Source organism: Pseudonocardia aurantiaca (assembly GCF_039526725.1).
GTDB classification, from domain to species: domain Bacteria; phylum Actinomycetota; class Actinomycetes; order Mycobacteriales; family Pseudonocardiaceae; genus Pseudonocardia; species Pseudonocardia aurantiaca.
The window spans coordinates 114,211-128,620 of sequence record NZ_BAAAJG010000020.1; the positions used below are offsets into that span (position 1 = coordinate 114,211).

Sequence of the window (14,410 nt, forward strand, 5' to 3'; positions counted from 1 at the left end):
GGTCGGCGCTGCACCCCGGTCGAGGTCAAGCCCCCGGATCAGGATTGATGTCGAGACCGAGGTCCAATGCCCGGACCGAATGGGTGAGTGCACCCACCGAGAGGAAGTCCACGCCCGTGTCGGCGTACGCGCGGGCATTCGCGAGCACCAGCCCGCCGGAGCTCTCCAGGAGCGTCGGGCGCTCCCCGCGCCTGCGCACGGCCTCCCGGGTGCGCTCGACGTCGAAGTTGTCGAGGAGCACCAGTTCGGCTCCGAGGTCGAGCACCTCGTCGAGTTGCTCCAGGGTGTCGACCTCCACCTCGCACGGCAGGTTCGGGGCGTGCGCCCGCGCCGCGGCGAGCGCGGCGCCCACCGACCCCGCCGCGGCCACGTGGTTGTCCTTGATCAGCACGGCGTCGCCGAGGCCGAGGCGGTGGTTCGTGCCGCCGCCGCACCGCACCGCGTACTTCTCCAGCAGCCGCAGCCCCGGAATGGTCTTGCGGGTGTCGCGGATGCGCGCCCGCGTGCCGGCGACCGCGTCCACCCATGCGGCGGTGGCCGTCGCGACCCCCGACAGGTGGCACAGGAGGTTCAGCGCCGTGCGCTCGGCGGTGAGCAGCCCCCGCACCGGCGCCCGGACGGTCAGCGCGGACTCGCCCGCGGCGAGCCGGTTGCCGTCGGCGCGCTCGGCGAGCACCTCGTAGCCGGTACGGCCCAGCACGTCGTCGAGCACCTCGCGCACCGCGGGAAGCCCGGCGAGCACGCCCGGCTCACGCGCGGCGAACGCGCCGACGGCCGTCGCGCCCGCCGGGACCGTGGCCGCGGTGGTGGCGTCGGGGCCGTATCGCAGGTCCTCCTGCAGTGCCGTGGCGACGACCCGGCGCAGGTCGTCGATGTCGGGTCCAGCGATCGTGGCCGTCATGCCGCCCTGCCTTCCGGTATGGCGCCGGGAAGTACCACGGGGTGCCCGGCCTCGTCGAGGGCGAGCACCAGGCTCGTCCGCTGCCAGACGTCGTCGCGCTCGGGGAAGTCGGTGCGCACGTGGCACCCGCGGCTCTCGGTGCGGGTGCCTGCGGCGGCCAGCACGGCCTGCGCGAGCAGCGTGAGCGCCGCGTCCTCCACGCCGGCTCGGTCGGCCGGGACGGACGCGCGGGTGGCGGCCTCCACGGCGTCCGACGCGGCGGCGAGGCCCGCGGCGTCGCGGCCGATCCCGGCCGCCGCGGTCATCGCCCGCTGTACGGACTCGCGCGGGGCGAGCGGCATCGCCGGCGTGGGCCGGACCGCAGCGGCCCAGCGTGCGGTGCGCCGGTCCGCGGCCACCACCCGGGCCGCTCTGGCGCCCACGACGAGCCCTTCGAGCAACGAGTTCGACGCGAGCCGGTTGGCCCCGTGCAGCCCGGTGCGCGCCACCTCACCCGCGGCGTAGAGGCCGGGAACGGCGGTCCGCCCGTGCAGGTCGGTGACGACGCCGCCGCAGGCGTAGTGCGCGGCCGGGGTGACCGGGATCGCCTCCCGCGCGGGGTCGACCCCCGCGTCCCGGCACGCGGCGTGGACCGTCGGGAAGCGCACGGCGAAGCCCGGGATCGCGGTCGCGTCGAGGTAGACGCAGTCGGTACCGGTCGCGGCGAGCGTACGGGTGATCGCCGCGGCCACGACGTCGCGCGGGGCGAGGTCGGCGAGGGGGTGCACCCCGGTCATGAACCGGCGCCCGGCCCGGTCGAGCAAGACAGCGCCCTCGCCGCGCACCGCCTCGGTGATCAGGGGCCTGCGGCCTGCCGCGGGGCCCGTGTAGAGGACGGTCGGGTGGAACTGCACGAACTCCAGGTCGGCCGCCGTCGCGCCGGCCCGCAACGCGAGCGCGATCCCGTCACCGGTGGCGGTCTCCGGGTTGGTGGTGCTCGCGTAGAGCTGCCCGTACCCGCCGCTCGCCAGCAGCACGGCGGGCGCCCGCAACACCCCGGGCCGTCCCTCGTCGTCGAGCACGGCGAGCCCCGTGACAGCGCCGTCCTCGTCGCGCAGCGCGTCGACGGCGACGTGGCCGGTGAGCAGCGGGAGCCTGCGGTCGGCCACCGCCGCGACCAGTGCGCGTTCCACCTCCGCTCCGGTGGCGTCGCCGCCGGCGTGCACCACGCGGAACGCCGAGTGCCCGCCCTCCCGCGTGCGGGCGAGCCGCCCGTCGGGGCCGGGATCGAAGACCGCGCCCCGTGCCCGCAGCCGCGCCACGGCGGCCGGGCCGTCCGCGATGATCTCCGCCACGGCGGCGGCGTCGGCCAGCCCGGCGCCCGCTGTGATCGTGTCGGTGACGTGCGCACCGACGCTGTCCCCGGGCATGTCCCCGAGCACGACGGCGACGCCTCCCTGCGCCCACCGCGTCGACCCGGCGTCAGCGGCGTCTTTCGTGACGACGACGACCCGCAGCCCCAGCCCAGCGGCGTCCAGCGCCGCGGTGAGCCCGGCGACCCCGGAGCCGACGACGACCAGGTCCGCGCTCGCCTCCCAGCCGCGCTGCGTCCATGATTCGCTCGCGAGCTCGCTCATTCCCCGCCGCCCGGCTGCCCGATCTCGATCATCCGCTGCACGGCCGCGCGGCCGCGCGCGGCGAGCTCGGGGTCGACGTGCACCTCGTCACGACCCTCCCGCAGCGCGCGCAGCAGCTTCTCAGGCGTGATCATCTTCATGTACCGGCAGGACGCGCGGTCGTTCACGGCGCGGAAGTCGATCTCCGGGGCGGCCTTGCGCAGCTGGTGCAGCATGCCGATCTCGGTCGCGACGAGCACGGACGAGGCCTGCGACGCACGTGCGGCGTCGAGCATCCCGCCGGTGGAGAGGATCTTGACGCGGTCGGCGGGCACGGCGCCCGTCCCGGCGAGGTAGAGCGCGGACGTGGCGCAGCCGCACTCCGGGTGCACGAACAGCTCGGCGTCCGGGTTCGCCTCCGCCTTCGCGGTGAGCGTGGCGCCGTTGATGCCGGCGTGGACGTGGCACTCCCCCGCCCAGACGTGCATGTTCTCCCGGCCCAGCACCCGGCGGACGTGCGCGCCGAGGAACTGGTCGGGCAGGAACAGCACCTCGCGGTCGGCCGGGATGGAGGCCACCACCTCGACCGCGTTGGACGAGGTGCAGCAGATGTCGGTCTCGGCCTTCACCGCCGCGGTGGTGTTCACATAGGAGACGACGACCGCGTCCGGGTACTCGGCCTTCCACTCCCGGAGCTGGTCGGCCGTGATGGAGTCGGCCAGCGAGCAGCCGGCGCGGGCGTCCGGGATGAGCACCGTCTTGTGCGGGCTGAGGATCTTGGCGGTCTCGGCCATGAAGTGGACGCCACAGAACACGATCGTGGAGGCGTCGGACTCCGCCGCGATGCGTGAGAGCGCGAGCGAGTCACCGGTGTGGTCGGCGATGTCCTGGATCGCGGGGAGCTGGTAGTTGTGCGCCAGGATCACGGCGCCGCGGCGGCGGGCCAACCTGCGGACCTCGTCGGCCCACGCGGCCCCTGGCCAGGCGTCCGGGGATCCGTCGACGCGCGGCTCGGCGACGCTCGGACTTGCGATCATCGTGCCCTCCCCTGTTTTCGACTATAAGTCGTAAACAAGGCGATGGTAGCGCAGGGCGCCTGCCCCGACCCAGTTCGCGTGACCGGGAACTCACCGGGGCGCAATCTGGCGTTCATGCCGATGAGCGGCGGTGGACGGTCGGTACCGGCGCGGTGACGCCGTGCTCCCGCGGCCTACGATCCGCGCATGGCCCGCCCTACCGAACACGAGGTGCTGGCGGCCGTGCTCCAGATCCGCGAGGGAGCCCTCCAAGTGCTGGCGTGGCAGCGCGCGCGCCCGCCCGACTCCGGCCGGTGGGCCCTGCCCGGCGGGAGGCTCCGCGACGACGAGGACGTCGAGCGGTCGGTGCTGCGCCAGCTCGCCGAGAAGGTCGACGTCCGCGAGGTCACCCACATCGAGCAGATCGCGGTGTTCAGCGACCCCGACCGCGTGCCGGGCACGCGGCGGGTCGCGACGGCGTTCCTCGGGCTCGTGCCGTCCGACGCCGACCCCGTGGTGCCTGCCGACACCACGTGGCATCCGCTCGCCGCGCTGCCCCCGACCGCCTTCGACCACGCGGCGATCGTCGACGCCGCCCACGAACGGCTGCGGGCGAAGCTCTCCTACACCAACCTCGGGTTCGCGCTCGCCCCGCGCGAGTTCACGATCTCCGCCCTGCGCGAGCTGTATGCGGCCGCGCTGGGGCACCCGGTCTCCGCCACCAACCTGCAGCGCGTGCTGACCAGGCGCCGGCTGCTGGAACCGACGGGGGAGGTCGCCCCGCCAGGACCGGCCGGGGGACGCCCCGCCGCGCTCTTCCGCTTCACCGACCACAGCCTTCTGGTGACCGATGCGTTCGCCGTCCTGCGACCGCCAGGCGAGGGATCACGAGTCGCCGTACCGTAAGCGGGTGGCCGAGACGCTCCCGCTGTTCCCCCTGGGCACGGTGCTCATGCCCGGATCCTCGCTGCCGCTGCACATCTTCGAGCCGCGCTACCGCCAGCTCACCGTCGATCTCGTGACGGGTGCGGTGCCGGCGAAGGAGTTCGGGGTGGTCGCCGTCCGCGAGGGCTTCACGCCCGACGACGACGGCCTGGCCGCGCTGCACGGCGTCGGGTGCACGGCGCGGCTGGACGATGTGCGCCGGCTTCCCGACGGGCGTTTTGACATCGTCACCCACGGGGCCCGCCGGTTCCGGCTCCTCGACCTCGACGCCGAGGCGAAGCCGTACCTGATGGCGACGGTCGAGTTCGTGCCCGACGCCGAGACGCCCGGCCTCGCGGCGGAGCTGACCCCGATGCTCACGGGCGCCGCCCGAGCCGCCCACCGTCACTACTGCTCCACCGCGTGGAAGACCGGTGACTGGACCGAGCCCGACGCCGACGTCGAGCCCGGCACCCTCCCGCACGTGCTCGCGGCCGACTGCCTGCTCACGATCAGCGACCGCCAGAGCCTGCTCGAACAGACCTCGCCCATCGAGCGGCTGCGGATGGTGCGGGCGCTGCTGGCGCGGGAGGCGGGCCTGCTCTCGCGGCTGCGCGCGGTGCCGGCACCGATCAGCACCTACGCGGTGGAGCACAGCTTCAACTGAGCCCTTCGTTCGCACTGACGCGGGCAGAGACTCGACGAACCAGGACGATCCCGTATCCGGCCACCCATCCGACCCAGAGCAGCCAGCCGACGAGACCGAGCAGGCCGAGAGGCCCGGCACCGGCGACGACGAGCGGGGCGGCGGTGGCGGAGCCGAACAGCAGCGTCGCGGAGACCAGCCCCAGCGCGGCGTGCCACCGCGGGGTCACACCGGCGCGCAGGCCGCCGATCGACAGGCCGAGGAGTGCGACGGAGCGAGTCACGAGCGAGCCAGCCGGCGCGCCGGTCAGGTCCAGCCGAAGCGTGCCCTCAGCTGCGCGGCCACCCACTCGAACCGCTCGCGGTCGAGCACGGCGCCTTCGCGCCGGATGTCGTGCTCACCGACCTCCAGCACCCGGTCCAGCCGGACGAAGGACTCGCGGCCCTCGCGGTCCCACGCCCCCGACCCGACCGAGATCCAGTTCCGGTCGTCGGCCCGGTCGTGCTGGCTCGACAGCATCAGGCCGAGCAGGTCGCCGCCCTCCCGCCCGACGACGAGCAGCGGCCGGTCCTTGCCGCGGCCGTCGCCCTCCTCGAACGGCACCCAGGCCCAGACGATCTCGCCGGGGTCCGCCGCGCCGTCGAGGTCGGGCGCGTAGACGATCGTGCGGGACCGCTCGGCCGCAGGCGCGGTGCGGACCGGCGCCCGGCCGGGCGGCCTCGACTCACGGGCCGACGTCCGCGACGACAGCCGGTCGAGACCGATCTTCGCGGCCTCCCGCAGAAGCCCACCCCAGTTCGCCATGCGCAGCATGCTCCACCATCAGGTCGCGGCCCGCTCAGGAGATCAGGCGTCCTCGACGAGGCGCGCCGCCCTCGCGTGCAGGTAGCGCTGCTGCGGGAGGCTGGTCGTGCGCCTGGCCGCGGCCTCGTAGCACTCGCGGGCTGTGTCCCGCTCGCCCGCCATCTCCAGCAGGTGGGCGCGCACGGCGTGCAGCCGATGGTCCTCGGCGATCCGCCCGTCCGCGGTGAGCTGCGCGAGCCGCTCCAGCCCGGCCTGCGGTCCGCTGGACATGGCGACGGCCACCGCGTGGTTGAGCGACACCACCGGGTTGTCGGAGATCTGCAGCAGCACCTCGTAGAGCGCAGTGATCTGCGGCCAGTCGGTCTCGTCCGCGCTCGGCGCCTCGTCGTGGACGGCGGCGATCGCGGCCTGGAGCTGGTAGGAGCCGGTGTCGCCCCGCGGGAGCGCGGCCGTGACCAGCGCGACCCCCTCGGCGATGCTGCCCGCGTCCCACAGGCTCCGGTCCTGCTCGGCCATCGGCACCAGCTCCCCTGCCGGTCCGGTTCGGGCAGGCCTGCGGGCGTCGGTGAGCAGCATCAGCGCGAGCAGCCCCGTCACCTCGCCGTCGTCGGGCAGCAACCGGTGGACCATCCGCGCGAGCCGGATCGCCTCGGCCGTCAACTCGGTGCGCTGCAGGTTCGGCCCGGATGTCGTGGCGTAGCCCTCGTTGAAGATCAGGTAGAGCACGTGCAACACCGCGTCGAGCCGGGCGGCGCGCTCGGCGCCCCCCGGCATCCCGAACGGCACGCCGCTCTCCTTGACGGTCTGCTTGGCCCTGCTGATGCGCCGGGTCATCGTCGCCTCCGGCACGAGGAACGCCCGCGCGATCTCCGGCGTGGTGAGGCCGCCGACCGCGCGCAGCGTCAGCGCGATCTGCGACGCAGGCGAGAGCGCCGGGTGGCAGCAGAGGAACAGCAGGATGAGCGTGTCGTCGGAGTCCGACGGGCTGCGCTCGGGCGCGGGCGCCAGCAGGTCACTGGGGAGCGTCCACTGTGCCACGGTGTCTTCACGGCGACGCCGGGCCTGCTCGCTGCGCAGCAGGTCGGTGAGCCTGCGGGAGGCGACGGTGATCAGCCAGGCCCGCGGGTTCTCCGGCCTGCCCTCGCCGGGCCACTGCTGGGCCGCGGCGAGGAGCGCCTCCTGCGTGGCGTCCTCGGCGGCGTCGAAGTGCCCGAAGCGGCGCACGACCGCGCCGAGGACCTGCGGCGCGAGGTGGCGCAGCAGGTCCCCGACGTCCTCGGTGCCGGCGCCCGTGGCTACCCCACCACCGGCTCGTCGAGCTGCTCGAACCCATCCACGACCGGACGGATGTCGACGTACTGCCCCTCGTCGTCGGGGTCCACGAAGCGCGCGGCGATCTGGGTGGCGCGGTCGTAGCTCTCGCACTCGACGATCGTGAAGCCGGCGAGCACCTCCTGCGTCTCCGGGTACGGCCCGTCGGTCACGACGGGCGCCCCGCCGCGGAGGTGGACGCGCCGCGCATGCACGGGAGCGGTCAGCCCCTGCCCGTCGACGAGCTCGCCGGTCTTCGCCAGCTCCTCGTGCAGCTCTCCCATGTAGGCGTGCATCGCCGCGACCTGCTCCGCCGTCATCGCGGGCTTGCTGGTCGGCTTCCCGGACAGCACGTCGTAGTCCCGCTGCGACCCGTACAACATGATCATGTACTTCACGGTCGGCTCCTCTCTCCGGACGCCCTCGTGGCGCCTTCGCCAGAGACGTCGGAGCCACTGTGCCGGGCCGGACACGGGCTATCCGGTCCTGCCTACCGCCACCACATCGACGAGCGGGGCGACGCCGACGAAGTCGGCCGGGTTGCAGGTGAGCAGCGGCATCCGCGCCGCGGCGGCCGTGGCGGCGATCTGCAGGTTCAAGCGGCGTGGGCGCGGGTTGCGGCCGACGGCGCGGACGCGGTCGTTCAGTACTCCGTAGAGCTTCGCCTCCTCGACGGCGTACGGCATGACCTCGTAGCGTTCGAGAACTCGCCGCAGCCGAGCCTGCCGGACGTCCGGATCAGGGCCGGTGGCAATCCCGGAGGCGAGCTCGCCGACGCAGACCGCGCTTGTCACCAGGACGGAGTCGACGTGGACCCCGAGGTCGATCCGCTCGAGGTCGATCAGAACCGATGTGTCGAGCAGGGCGTACGACGTGGTCATTCGACGCGGTCGTCTCGGAAGAACTGGTCGGCCTCGTCGCGCTCGCGGTACCACTGCTCGACGTCCATCGGCGGGAGAGTCCGGAAGAACTCCTGCTGCTCCCGGCCGGTGTAGCGCGGCCGCTTCGGGTCGCGTGCACGGGGGATGAGATCGGCGACGGGTGTGCCGTTGCGCGTGATGACGAAGCTCTCGCCGGCTTCGACTCGCCGCATGATCTCGGCGTTGTCGTTGCGCAGCTGGCGCTGGCCGATGGTCTCGGGCATGTGCACAACCGTAGCGCAATCGTGCTACGCCGATGTCCGCACTCCGTGCCGACTGCACGTGGCCGTCCAGCCCACCGGCGTGACCTGCACAACCATCCGCCGCGCACAGTCGGGGCAGTACCGCGGCGGCTCCAGCTCGCGACGCGCGGCGCAGCGCTCGTGGCCGTCCGCCGTCGCGGGCTCACCGCACTGATCGCAGAACACGACGACGATCATCACAGGGTGTCGTTGAGCGCTTTGATCGGCATCTGCAGCTCGCCGAGCAGGTCGATGTCGGCCTCGGCGGGGCGGCCGAGCGTCGTCAGGTAGTTGCCCACGATCACCGCGTTGATCCCGCCGAGCAGCCCCTTGCGCGCGCCCAGGTCGCCGAGTGTGATCTCCCGGCCGCCTGCGAACCGCAGCACCGTGCGCGGGAGCGCCAGCCGGAACGCCGCTACGGTGCGCAGCGCGTCGGATCCAGCGAGCGGCTCCAGGTCGCCGAACGGGGTGCCGGGGCGCGGGTTGAGGAAGTTGAGCGGCACCTCGTCCGGCTCCAGCGCGGCGAGCTGCGCCGCGAACTCGGCCCGCTGCTCGACCGTCTCGCCCATCCCGACGATCCCGCCGCAGCACACCTCCATGCCGGCCTCGCGCACCAGGCGCAGCGTCTCCCAGCGCTCCTCCCAGGTGTGCGTGGTGACGACGTTCGGGAAATGCGACCGCGCGGTCTCGAGGTTGTGGTTGTACCGGTGCACACCCATGGCCGCGAGCTGCTCCACCTGCTCGGGCGTGAGCATGCCGAGCGAGCAGGCGATGTTGATGTCGATCTCGTCCTTGATCGCCGCGATACCGGCCGCGACCTGCGCCATCAGGCGCTCGTTCGGCCCGCGGACGGCCGCGACGATGCAGAACTCCGTGGCCCCGGTCTTGGCCGTCTGCCTGGCCGCCTCCACGAGCGAGGGGATGTCGAGCCACGCGGAGCGCACGGGCGAGTCGAACAGGCCCGACTGCGAGCAGAAGTGGCAGTCCTCCGGGCAGCCGCCGGTCTTGAGCGAGATGATCCCCTCGACCTCGACCTCGGGGCCGCACCAGCGCATCCGTACCTGGTGCGCGAGCTCCAGCAGCCCGTCCAGCTCGGTGTCGGGAAGCCGCAGCACCTCGAGCACCTGGGCTTCGTCGAGCCCGATGCCGCGTTCGAGGACCTGCGAGCGGGCGGTGTCGAGGATGCCGGTCTCGGTGGTCGTCACGGGACGGGAGTTTGCCATCCACCGCCCAGCTCGCGGGCCAGACTGTGAGAAGCGACAGCCGCGAAACCCTCCGGCTGAAGCGAGCCGGCGCGCTCAGGTAGGGCGCCCAGCAGCCGCGCGCCGGTGACGGCGGGGAGATCCACGAGGTTGCAGCGCGAAGCGAGGTCCGGCTCCGCGGGCCAGGCGCCGATCACCACACCGGAGCACGAGAGCTTGCGTGCCTCCAGCGCCTCGGCGGTCAGCGCGGCGCTGTTGAGCACGCCGAGGCCGGCCGTGGCCACGACGAGCACGGGGGCGGCCAGCAGCGCGGCCACGTCCGCGAGTGTGCCGCCGTCGTCGGTGAGCCGGACCAGCAGGCCGCCCGCGCCCTCGACGAGCACGAGGTCGTGCCCGTCCGCGAGCTGCGCAGCCTCGTCGGCCGCCTCCGCGGGTGTGACGGGAGGCGACCCGGCGCGGCGGGCGGCCGTCGCGGGGGCCAGCGGGTCGGGGTAGCGGGCCAGCTCGCGCACGGTCGCGACCCCGGGCACGAGCCGCTGCACGTCCGCCAGGTCACCCGGCTCCCCCGGCGCCATCCCGGTCTGCGCGGGCTTGAGCACGGCGACACGAGCGCCGCGAGCGACGGCGAGCGCGGCAACGGCGGCCGTGACCACCGTCTTCCCGACGCCGGTCCCGGTCCCGGTGACCACGAGAACACCGGTGATCATCGGGCGCCTGCCGGAGCGAGCACCGCCGTCAGGGCGGCCCAGGCCCGCACCAGGTCAGCCTCCGTCAGGTCGGCGCGCGCCGTGAGGCGCAGCCGGCTGGTGCCCTCCGGCACCGACGGCGGCCGGAAGCAGCCCACGCGCACGCCCAGCTCGGCACACCGCTGCGCGCCTGCCAGAGCCACCTCCGGATCTCCGAGGACCACCGCCACCACCGCGGACGCCGGTGCGGGCACCCCGGCAGCGTCGGCCAGCGCGGCGGCCGCGCGCAGCACCGCAGCGGGCCGTCCCGGCTCCGACCGAAGCAGGCGCAGCGCGGCGAGCGCGGCGCCCACCGACGCGGGAGCGAGGCCGGTGTCGAAGATGAACGTCCGGGCCGCGTCGACGAGGTGGGCGATCACCGCGGCCGGGCCGAGCACCGCCCCGCCCTGGCTGCCCAGCGCCTTCGACAGCGTCACGGTGACCACGACGTCGTCGGCGCCCGCGAGCCCCACCCCGGCGAGCAGCCCGCGCCCGCCCGGACCGGCGACGCCGAGCCCGTGTGCCTCGTCCACGACGAGAAGGGCGCCCCGCGCCCGGGCCACCGCGTGCAGCTCGCGCAGCGGGGCGAGCCCGCCGTCGACGCTGTTCACGCTCTCGGTGACGACGAGCGCCCGCGACGTGGTCCGGGCGGCCAGCACCGCGTCGACGGCCTGCGGGTCGTCGTGTGGGACGACGGCGACCTGCGCGCGGGAGAGGCGGCACGAGTCGATCAGGGAGGCGTGGTTGGCGGCGTCGGAGACGATCAGGGAGTCCGGCCCGGCCAGCGCCGTGATGACCCCGAGGTTCGCGGCGTAGCCGGAGGAGAAGACGAGGGCGTCCTCGGCCCCGCAGAACGCGGCCAGCTCGGCCTCCAGCTCCGCGTGCAGGGCCGTGCTGCCGGTGACGAGGCGGGAGCCGGTGGAACCGGCGCCCCACGTGCGCACGGCCGCGACCGCGCCCTCGACGACACGCGGGTGGTGGGCGAGGCCGAGGTAGTCGTTGCCCGCGAGGTCGAGGAGGCCGTCGGCCGCCGCCCGCGGGCGCAGCTCCCGCCGCAGCCCGGCCGCACGACGCGCGGCGGCGTGCGGTTCGAGCCAGGCGAGCGGATGCGGAGGGCGGGTGTCAGGGAACGGCACGAGTGGCGAGGGTAGCCGCAGGCAGCGAGTACGTGACCTCCCTGCGATGCAGGCGATAGCCGGCCCGCTCGTACACGCCGAGGGCGCCGGTGGCGTTCTGGGCGTCCACGGTGAGCGACGAGTCGTCGTAGCCGGAGTCGGCGGCGGCCTGGAGCACGTGGGCGAGCAGCGCCCCCGCAACCCCTTGCCCGCGGTACGCGGCGAGCGTGCCCACCATGCCGACGTACAGGTCGCGGCGCCCGGTGCGCTCGGTGTCCGCCGCGTACTCGTACGCCAGCACGTACCCGGCGATCGTGCCGTCGGCGGCGAGCGCCACGGCGGAGCAGGAGGGCCGGAAGGCGCGGCCGCCGGTGCGCTGGTACTCCCATCTCGTGGCCGAGACGGGGGTGGATCCCCAGTGGTCGGCGAACGCCGCGTTGTGGGCCGCGCGCAGCGGCTCGTCCCAGCGCGCGGCCTGGTACTGGCCACCTGTGGCGAGCGGCACCAGGGTCAGGCCGGCGGGCTGGGCCACGGGTGCAACGGGCTCGGCGAGGTCGCGCACCAGCTCCGACCACCACCGCAGCGGGGTCATCCCGGCGCGTTCGGCCAGCGCGACGGCGCCCGGGCTCGTCTCGGCCACCCGCATCTCGACGCTCGCGCCCTTCTCCCGCGCCCGCTGCACCGCCACGGCGAGCAGCGCCCGGCCGATGCCCTGGCGGCGGTGCGCCGGGTGCACGCCGGCGTCGGTGACCACGCGGGCCCCGAGCGCGGTGCCGGACCGCATCCGCAGCACCTGGTACGCGACGGGCGCGCCGGCGGCGTCGAGCACGAAGGTCGTGTCGCGGTCCAGGTCGAGCTCGGGATCGACCAGCTCCTCCGCGCAGTCCACGGCGTCGTAGTGCTCGCCGCGCCGGTCGGCCTCCTCCACTGCTTCGAGGAGATCGGCCCAGCGGGCTGCGTCGCCGGGGTGCATCGGACGCCGGAGCAGCGTGGGGGGGAGGGCGGGAGCGGCCACATCGGCAGGGTACGACCGCTTGTGTGGCCGCTCGCCCGATTTACCCGGGGTACTCCCGGGCCGGGCCCGCCCCGTGTTGCTCGGGTGGCCGGAACTCATGGGTGTCCTCGTCGAGCACGAGCACGCGGGCGGTCGGGATGTGGAAGAACAGGCCGTGCAGGGCGCGGTCGCCGTGCTGGGCGCGTAGCACACCCAGCTGCACGGCGACGTTGACCATCGCCAGCGCGTCGGCCTCGCCGAAGCCCGCGGCGAGCGCCGCCCGCCCGACGGGGTGGCCTGCGCGCAACGCGGCGAGGCTGGGCGAGCCGTGGCGGAGCCACTCGGTCAGCGCCCCTTCACCTGCGTCGGCTGCGCCGTCGAGCAGCCCGCGCATCGCCCCGCACGCGGAGTGCCCGCACACGGCGATCAGCGGCACGTCGAGCACCGCCGTCGCGTACTGCACCGCCGCGTCCACGGCCGTTCCCGCCGCGAGGTTGCCCACGTTCTGCACGGTGAACAGGTCCCCCGGCCCGCTCCGGGTGATCACACTCGGCTGAACGCGGGAGTCGGAGCAGGTCAGCAGCAGCCCGTGCGGGGACTGCCCGTCGGCCATCCCGCGCAGCGTCGGGCGCATCAGCTCGGCGCCCTCCGCGTGGTAGGCGGCGACGCCCGCGAGGATCGGCCTGTGCTGCCGGTGGTCGGCCTCCTGCCAGTGCGACCAGGTCGCGTACCCGGGGAACGGGGTGCCGGGGCCGTCCGCGGTCACCGGCTCCGAGACCACCTCCACCCACGTGCCGGTGGCGCGATGGCGGCGCGTCCACGTGTGCAGGTGGTCGAAGGCGGCGTGGTCGAGGTAGTCGACCACGAGGTCGACGCGCACCGGTTCGCCGGGCGGCACGGCGGCGAGCGTGCGCGACAGCGCGGGTACGGACAGGAAGCTCAGTGCGCCCTCCACGACCACCCGCCGGGGGGTGCTCCCCGTCGGCTCCTCGATCCGGACGCGGGCGCGCCCCGCGCGATGCAGCGTCCGGAACCCGGCGAGCGCGAGGCCGATCAGCACACCTTCCAGCAGGTCCGTTCGCGGCGCCCTGGCCGACCAGCTCGCGGTCCGGATCACATCGGGGGATGGCAGCCGGCGGAGCTTGCGGAGCCGGCGGGGCGGGTGCGGCCGGCGGGCCATCGTGCAACCGGTCGACGGCCACGGCGGAGCGCAGGCTCTCGACGCTCGCGATCAGCGTGACGGTCAGCATCGCGCCAACCAACGGGAACCACGGCAACCCGGCCCACACGCCCGGCAGGAGCGGCGGCAATGTGACGGCCTCGAGGAGGCCACCAGACATGTCGATTCGCGGCACTTGCGGCCAGAGCAGCGCCAGCGCGGTCGCCGCGCTCACCGCGACGAGAGCCGCGGGCACGGCCCGGACCCGGGGCAGCCGCGGCCAGAGCACGAGCAGCGCCGTCGCGAGGATGCCGACGACGAGCGCCTCCGGCTGCATCGCCGCGGCCTGGCCGGGCAGCGCGAGCAGGCTCTCGACCGGGCTGGCGGGTGGGCTGGCGGGTGCGACACCACCGAGCACGACGTGCAGCTGCGCGAGCGCGATCGACAGGCCGATCCCGGCGAGCATGCCGTGCACCACGGCGGGTGGGATGGCGTGGACGAAGCGGGCGATGCGGAACATCGCGAAGGCGATCTGCAGCAGCCCCGCCCCGATGGTGACAAGACAGGTGACCTGCCAGCCGAACCGGACCACCAGCTCCGCGACCACCACGGTGAGGCCGGCGGCCGGCCCGGTGGGCATCAGAACAGGGCTCCGGGCGTCGTCGGGCAGCACGGCACGGGCATGGAGCTGCGGGCGGAGGCGGGCGTGCGACCCGGCCAACGTCACGCTCACGCTGTCCGTTCCGTCGCGTTCGCCCGGTCCCCGGGTGCCGCGGGCCCCCGTTACCCTGGATTTCATGTTCATGTGAGCGGCGGATCGGCGCAGGTCAGAGACTTGCGTGCGCCGTCGCGCGCG

The 14,410-nt window shown here is 74.4% G+C and carries 17 protein-coding genes and 1 pseudogene; 2 read left to right on the forward strand and 16 right to left on the reverse strand.

All coding sequences use genetic code 11. The features are described 5' to 3' along the window. Nucleotides 1–25: 25 nt before the first annotated feature. From nadC to nadA, 3 genes are read right to left on the reverse strand one after another with little or no spacing between them, the layout of a single operon-like run. Entirely contained in the window at nucleotides 26–901 is an 876-nt protein-coding gene (gene nadC / locus ABD143_RS27510) for a carboxylating nicotinate-nucleotide diphosphorylase (RefSeq protein WP_343984332.1), read from the reverse strand. Beyond that, nucleotides 898–2,517 carry an L-aspartate oxidase gene (locus tag ABD143_RS27515; protein ID WP_343984333.1) on the reverse strand — a complete coding sequence of 540 codons (1,620 nt, stop codon included), beginning with the start codon at nucleotides 2,515–2,517 and terminating at the stop codon, nucleotides 898–900. Before ABD143_RS27515 ends, nadC begins: the two co-directional genes overlap by 4 nt. Further along, nucleotides 2,514–3,533: a quinolinate synthase NadA gene (nadA, locus tag ABD143_RS27520; RefSeq protein ID WP_343984334.1), complete on the reverse strand. Its 1,020-nt coding sequence runs from the start codon at nucleotides 3,531–3,533 to the stop codon at nucleotides 2,514–2,516. The genes ABD143_RS27515 and nadA overlap by 4 nt, the downstream gene beginning before the upstream one ends. A 186-nt stretch (nucleotides 3,534–3,719) precedes the next feature. Between nadA and ABD143_RS27525 the strand changes: the two genes are divergently transcribed. Beyond that, entirely contained in the window at nucleotides 3,720–4,418 is a 699-nt protein-coding gene (locus tag ABD143_RS27525; RefSeq protein ID WP_343984335.1) for an NUDIX hydrolase, read from the forward strand. Nucleotides 4,419–4,422: 4 nt separating this feature from the next. Further along, nucleotides 4,423–5,103: an LON peptidase substrate-binding domain-containing protein gene (locus ABD143_RS27530; RefSeq protein WP_343984336.1), complete on the forward strand. Its 681-nt coding sequence runs from the start codon at nucleotides 4,423–4,425 to the stop codon at nucleotides 5,101–5,103. Here ABD143_RS27530 and ABD143_RS27535 read toward each other — a convergent pair. The 13 genes and pseudogenes from ABD143_RS27535 to ABD143_RS38355 form a co-directional block, all read right to left on the reverse strand. Then, nucleotides 5,096–5,365: a hypothetical protein gene (locus tag ABD143_RS27535; RefSeq protein WP_343984337.1), complete on the reverse strand. Its 270-nt coding sequence runs from the start codon at nucleotides 5,363–5,365 to the stop codon at nucleotides 5,096–5,098. The genes ABD143_RS27530 and ABD143_RS27535 overlap by 8 nt on opposite strands. A 23-nt stretch (nucleotides 5,366–5,388) precedes the next feature. Next, nucleotides 5,389–5,886 carry a type II toxin-antitoxin system PemK/MazF family toxin gene (locus tag ABD143_RS27540; RefSeq protein WP_343984338.1) on the reverse strand — a complete coding sequence of 166 codons (498 nt, stop codon included), beginning with the start codon at nucleotides 5,884–5,886 and terminating at the stop codon, nucleotides 5,389–5,391. 42 nt (nucleotides 5,887–5,928) lie between these two features. Next, nucleotides 5,929–7,110, reverse strand: coding sequence for an RNA polymerase sigma factor (locus ABD143_RS27545; protein WP_379659690.1), 1,182 nt, complete (start codon nucleotides 7,108–7,110; stop codon nucleotides 5,929–5,931). 71 nt (nucleotides 7,111–7,181) lie between these two features. Further along, a complete protein-coding gene (locus tag ABD143_RS27550) occupies nucleotides 7,182–7,586 on the reverse strand; it encodes a YciI family protein (RefSeq protein WP_343984388.1) in 405 nt (134 codons plus the stop codon). 87 nt (nucleotides 7,587–7,673) lie between these two features. Beyond that, nucleotides 7,674–8,078 carry a PIN domain-containing protein gene (locus ABD143_RS27555; protein ID WP_343984339.1) on the reverse strand — a complete coding sequence of 135 codons (405 nt, stop codon included), beginning with the start codon at nucleotides 8,076–8,078 and terminating at the stop codon, nucleotides 7,674–7,676. Next, complete coding sequence (locus ABD143_RS27560; RefSeq protein ID WP_343984340.1) at nucleotides 8,075–8,341, reverse strand: type II toxin-antitoxin system Phd/YefM family antitoxin; 267 nt, start codon at nucleotides 8,339–8,341, stop codon at nucleotides 8,075–8,077. Before ABD143_RS27560 ends, ABD143_RS27555 begins: the two co-directional genes overlap by 4 nt. Before the next feature lie 24 nt (nucleotides 8,342–8,365). Next, on the reverse strand, nucleotides 8,366–8,557 hold the full coding sequence (gene bsaP, locus ABD143_RS27565) for a biotin synthase auxiliary protein BsaP (protein WP_343984341.1): 192 nt from the start codon (nucleotides 8,555–8,557) through the stop codon (nucleotides 8,366–8,368). After that, on the reverse strand, nucleotides 8,557–9,564 hold the full coding sequence (gene bioB, locus ABD143_RS27570; protein WP_343984342.1) for a biotin synthase BioB: 1,008 nt from the start codon (nucleotides 9,562–9,564) through the stop codon (nucleotides 8,557–8,559). Before bioB ends, bsaP begins: the two co-directional genes overlap by 1 nt. After that, nucleotides 9,561–10,268, reverse strand: a complete 708-nt coding sequence (gene bioD, locus ABD143_RS27575) for a dethiobiotin synthase (protein WP_343984343.1) — start codon at nucleotides 10,266–10,268, stop codon at nucleotides 9,561–9,563. Before bioD ends, bioB begins: the two co-directional genes overlap by 4 nt. Then, on the reverse strand, nucleotides 10,265–11,422 hold the full coding sequence (locus ABD143_RS27580) for an 8-amino-7-oxononanoate synthase (RefSeq protein ID WP_343984344.1): 1,158 nt from the start codon (nucleotides 11,420–11,422) through the stop codon (nucleotides 10,265–10,267). The genes bioD and ABD143_RS27580 overlap by 4 nt, the downstream gene beginning before the upstream one ends. Then, nucleotides 11,409–12,416 carry a GNAT family N-acetyltransferase gene (locus ABD143_RS27585; RefSeq protein ID WP_343984345.1) on the reverse strand — a complete coding sequence of 336 codons (1,008 nt, stop codon included), beginning with the start codon at nucleotides 12,414–12,416 and terminating at the stop codon, nucleotides 11,409–11,411. The genes ABD143_RS27580 and ABD143_RS27585 overlap by 14 nt, the downstream gene beginning before the upstream one ends. A 40-nt stretch (nucleotides 12,417–12,456) precedes the next feature. After that, entirely contained in the window at nucleotides 12,457–13,512 is a 1,056-nt protein-coding gene (locus ABD143_RS27590) for a carbonic anhydrase (RefSeq protein ID WP_343984346.1), read from the reverse strand. Between the two features lie 121 nt (nucleotides 13,513–13,633). After that, a pseudogene (locus ABD143_RS38355) lies at nucleotides 13,634–14,359 on the reverse strand (SulP family inorganic anion transporter); the annotation flags it as partial. Nucleotides 14,360–14,410: the final 51 nt, after the last annotated feature.

Excerpts from the sequence above, each read along its gene's own strand:
- nadC (WP_343984332.1), bottom strand. The coding sequence starts at position 901 with ATGACGGCCACGATCGCTGGACCCGACATCGACGACCTGCGCCGGGTC.
- ABD143_RS27515 (WP_343984333.1), bottom strand. The coding sequence starts at position 2,517 with ATGAGCGAGCTCGCGAGCGAATCATGGACGCAGCGCGGCTGGGAGGCG.
- bsaP (WP_343984341.1), bottom strand. The coding sequence starts at position 8,557 with ATGATCGTCGTCGTGTTCTGCGATCAGTGCGGTGAGCCCGCGACGGCG.
- ABD143_RS27560 (WP_343984340.1), bottom strand. The coding sequence starts at position 8,341 with ATGCCCGAGACCATCGGCCAGCGCCAGCTGCGCAACGACAACGCCGAG.
- ABD143_RS27550 (WP_343984388.1), bottom strand. The coding sequence starts at position 7,586 with ATGATCATGTTGTACGGGTCGCAGCGGGACTACGACGTGCTGTCCGGG.
- bioD (WP_343984343.1), bottom strand. The coding sequence starts at position 10,268 with ATGATCACCGGTGTTCTCGTGGTCACCGGGACCGGGACCGGCGTCGGG.
- ABD143_RS27525 (WP_343984335.1), top strand. The coding sequence starts at position 3,720 with ATGGCCCGCCCTACCGAACACGAGGTGCTGGCGGCCGTGCTCCAGATC.
- nadA (WP_343984334.1), bottom strand. The coding sequence starts at position 3,533 with ATGATCGCAAGTCCGAGCGTCGCCGAGCCGCGCGTCGACGGATCCCCG.
- ABD143_RS27540 (WP_343984338.1), bottom strand. The coding sequence starts at position 5,886 with ATGGCGAACTGGGGTGGGCTTCTGCGGGAGGCCGCGAAGATCGGTCTC.
- ABD143_RS27555 (WP_343984339.1), bottom strand. The coding sequence starts at position 8,078 with ATGACCACGTCGTACGCCCTGCTCGACACATCGGTTCTGATCGACCTC.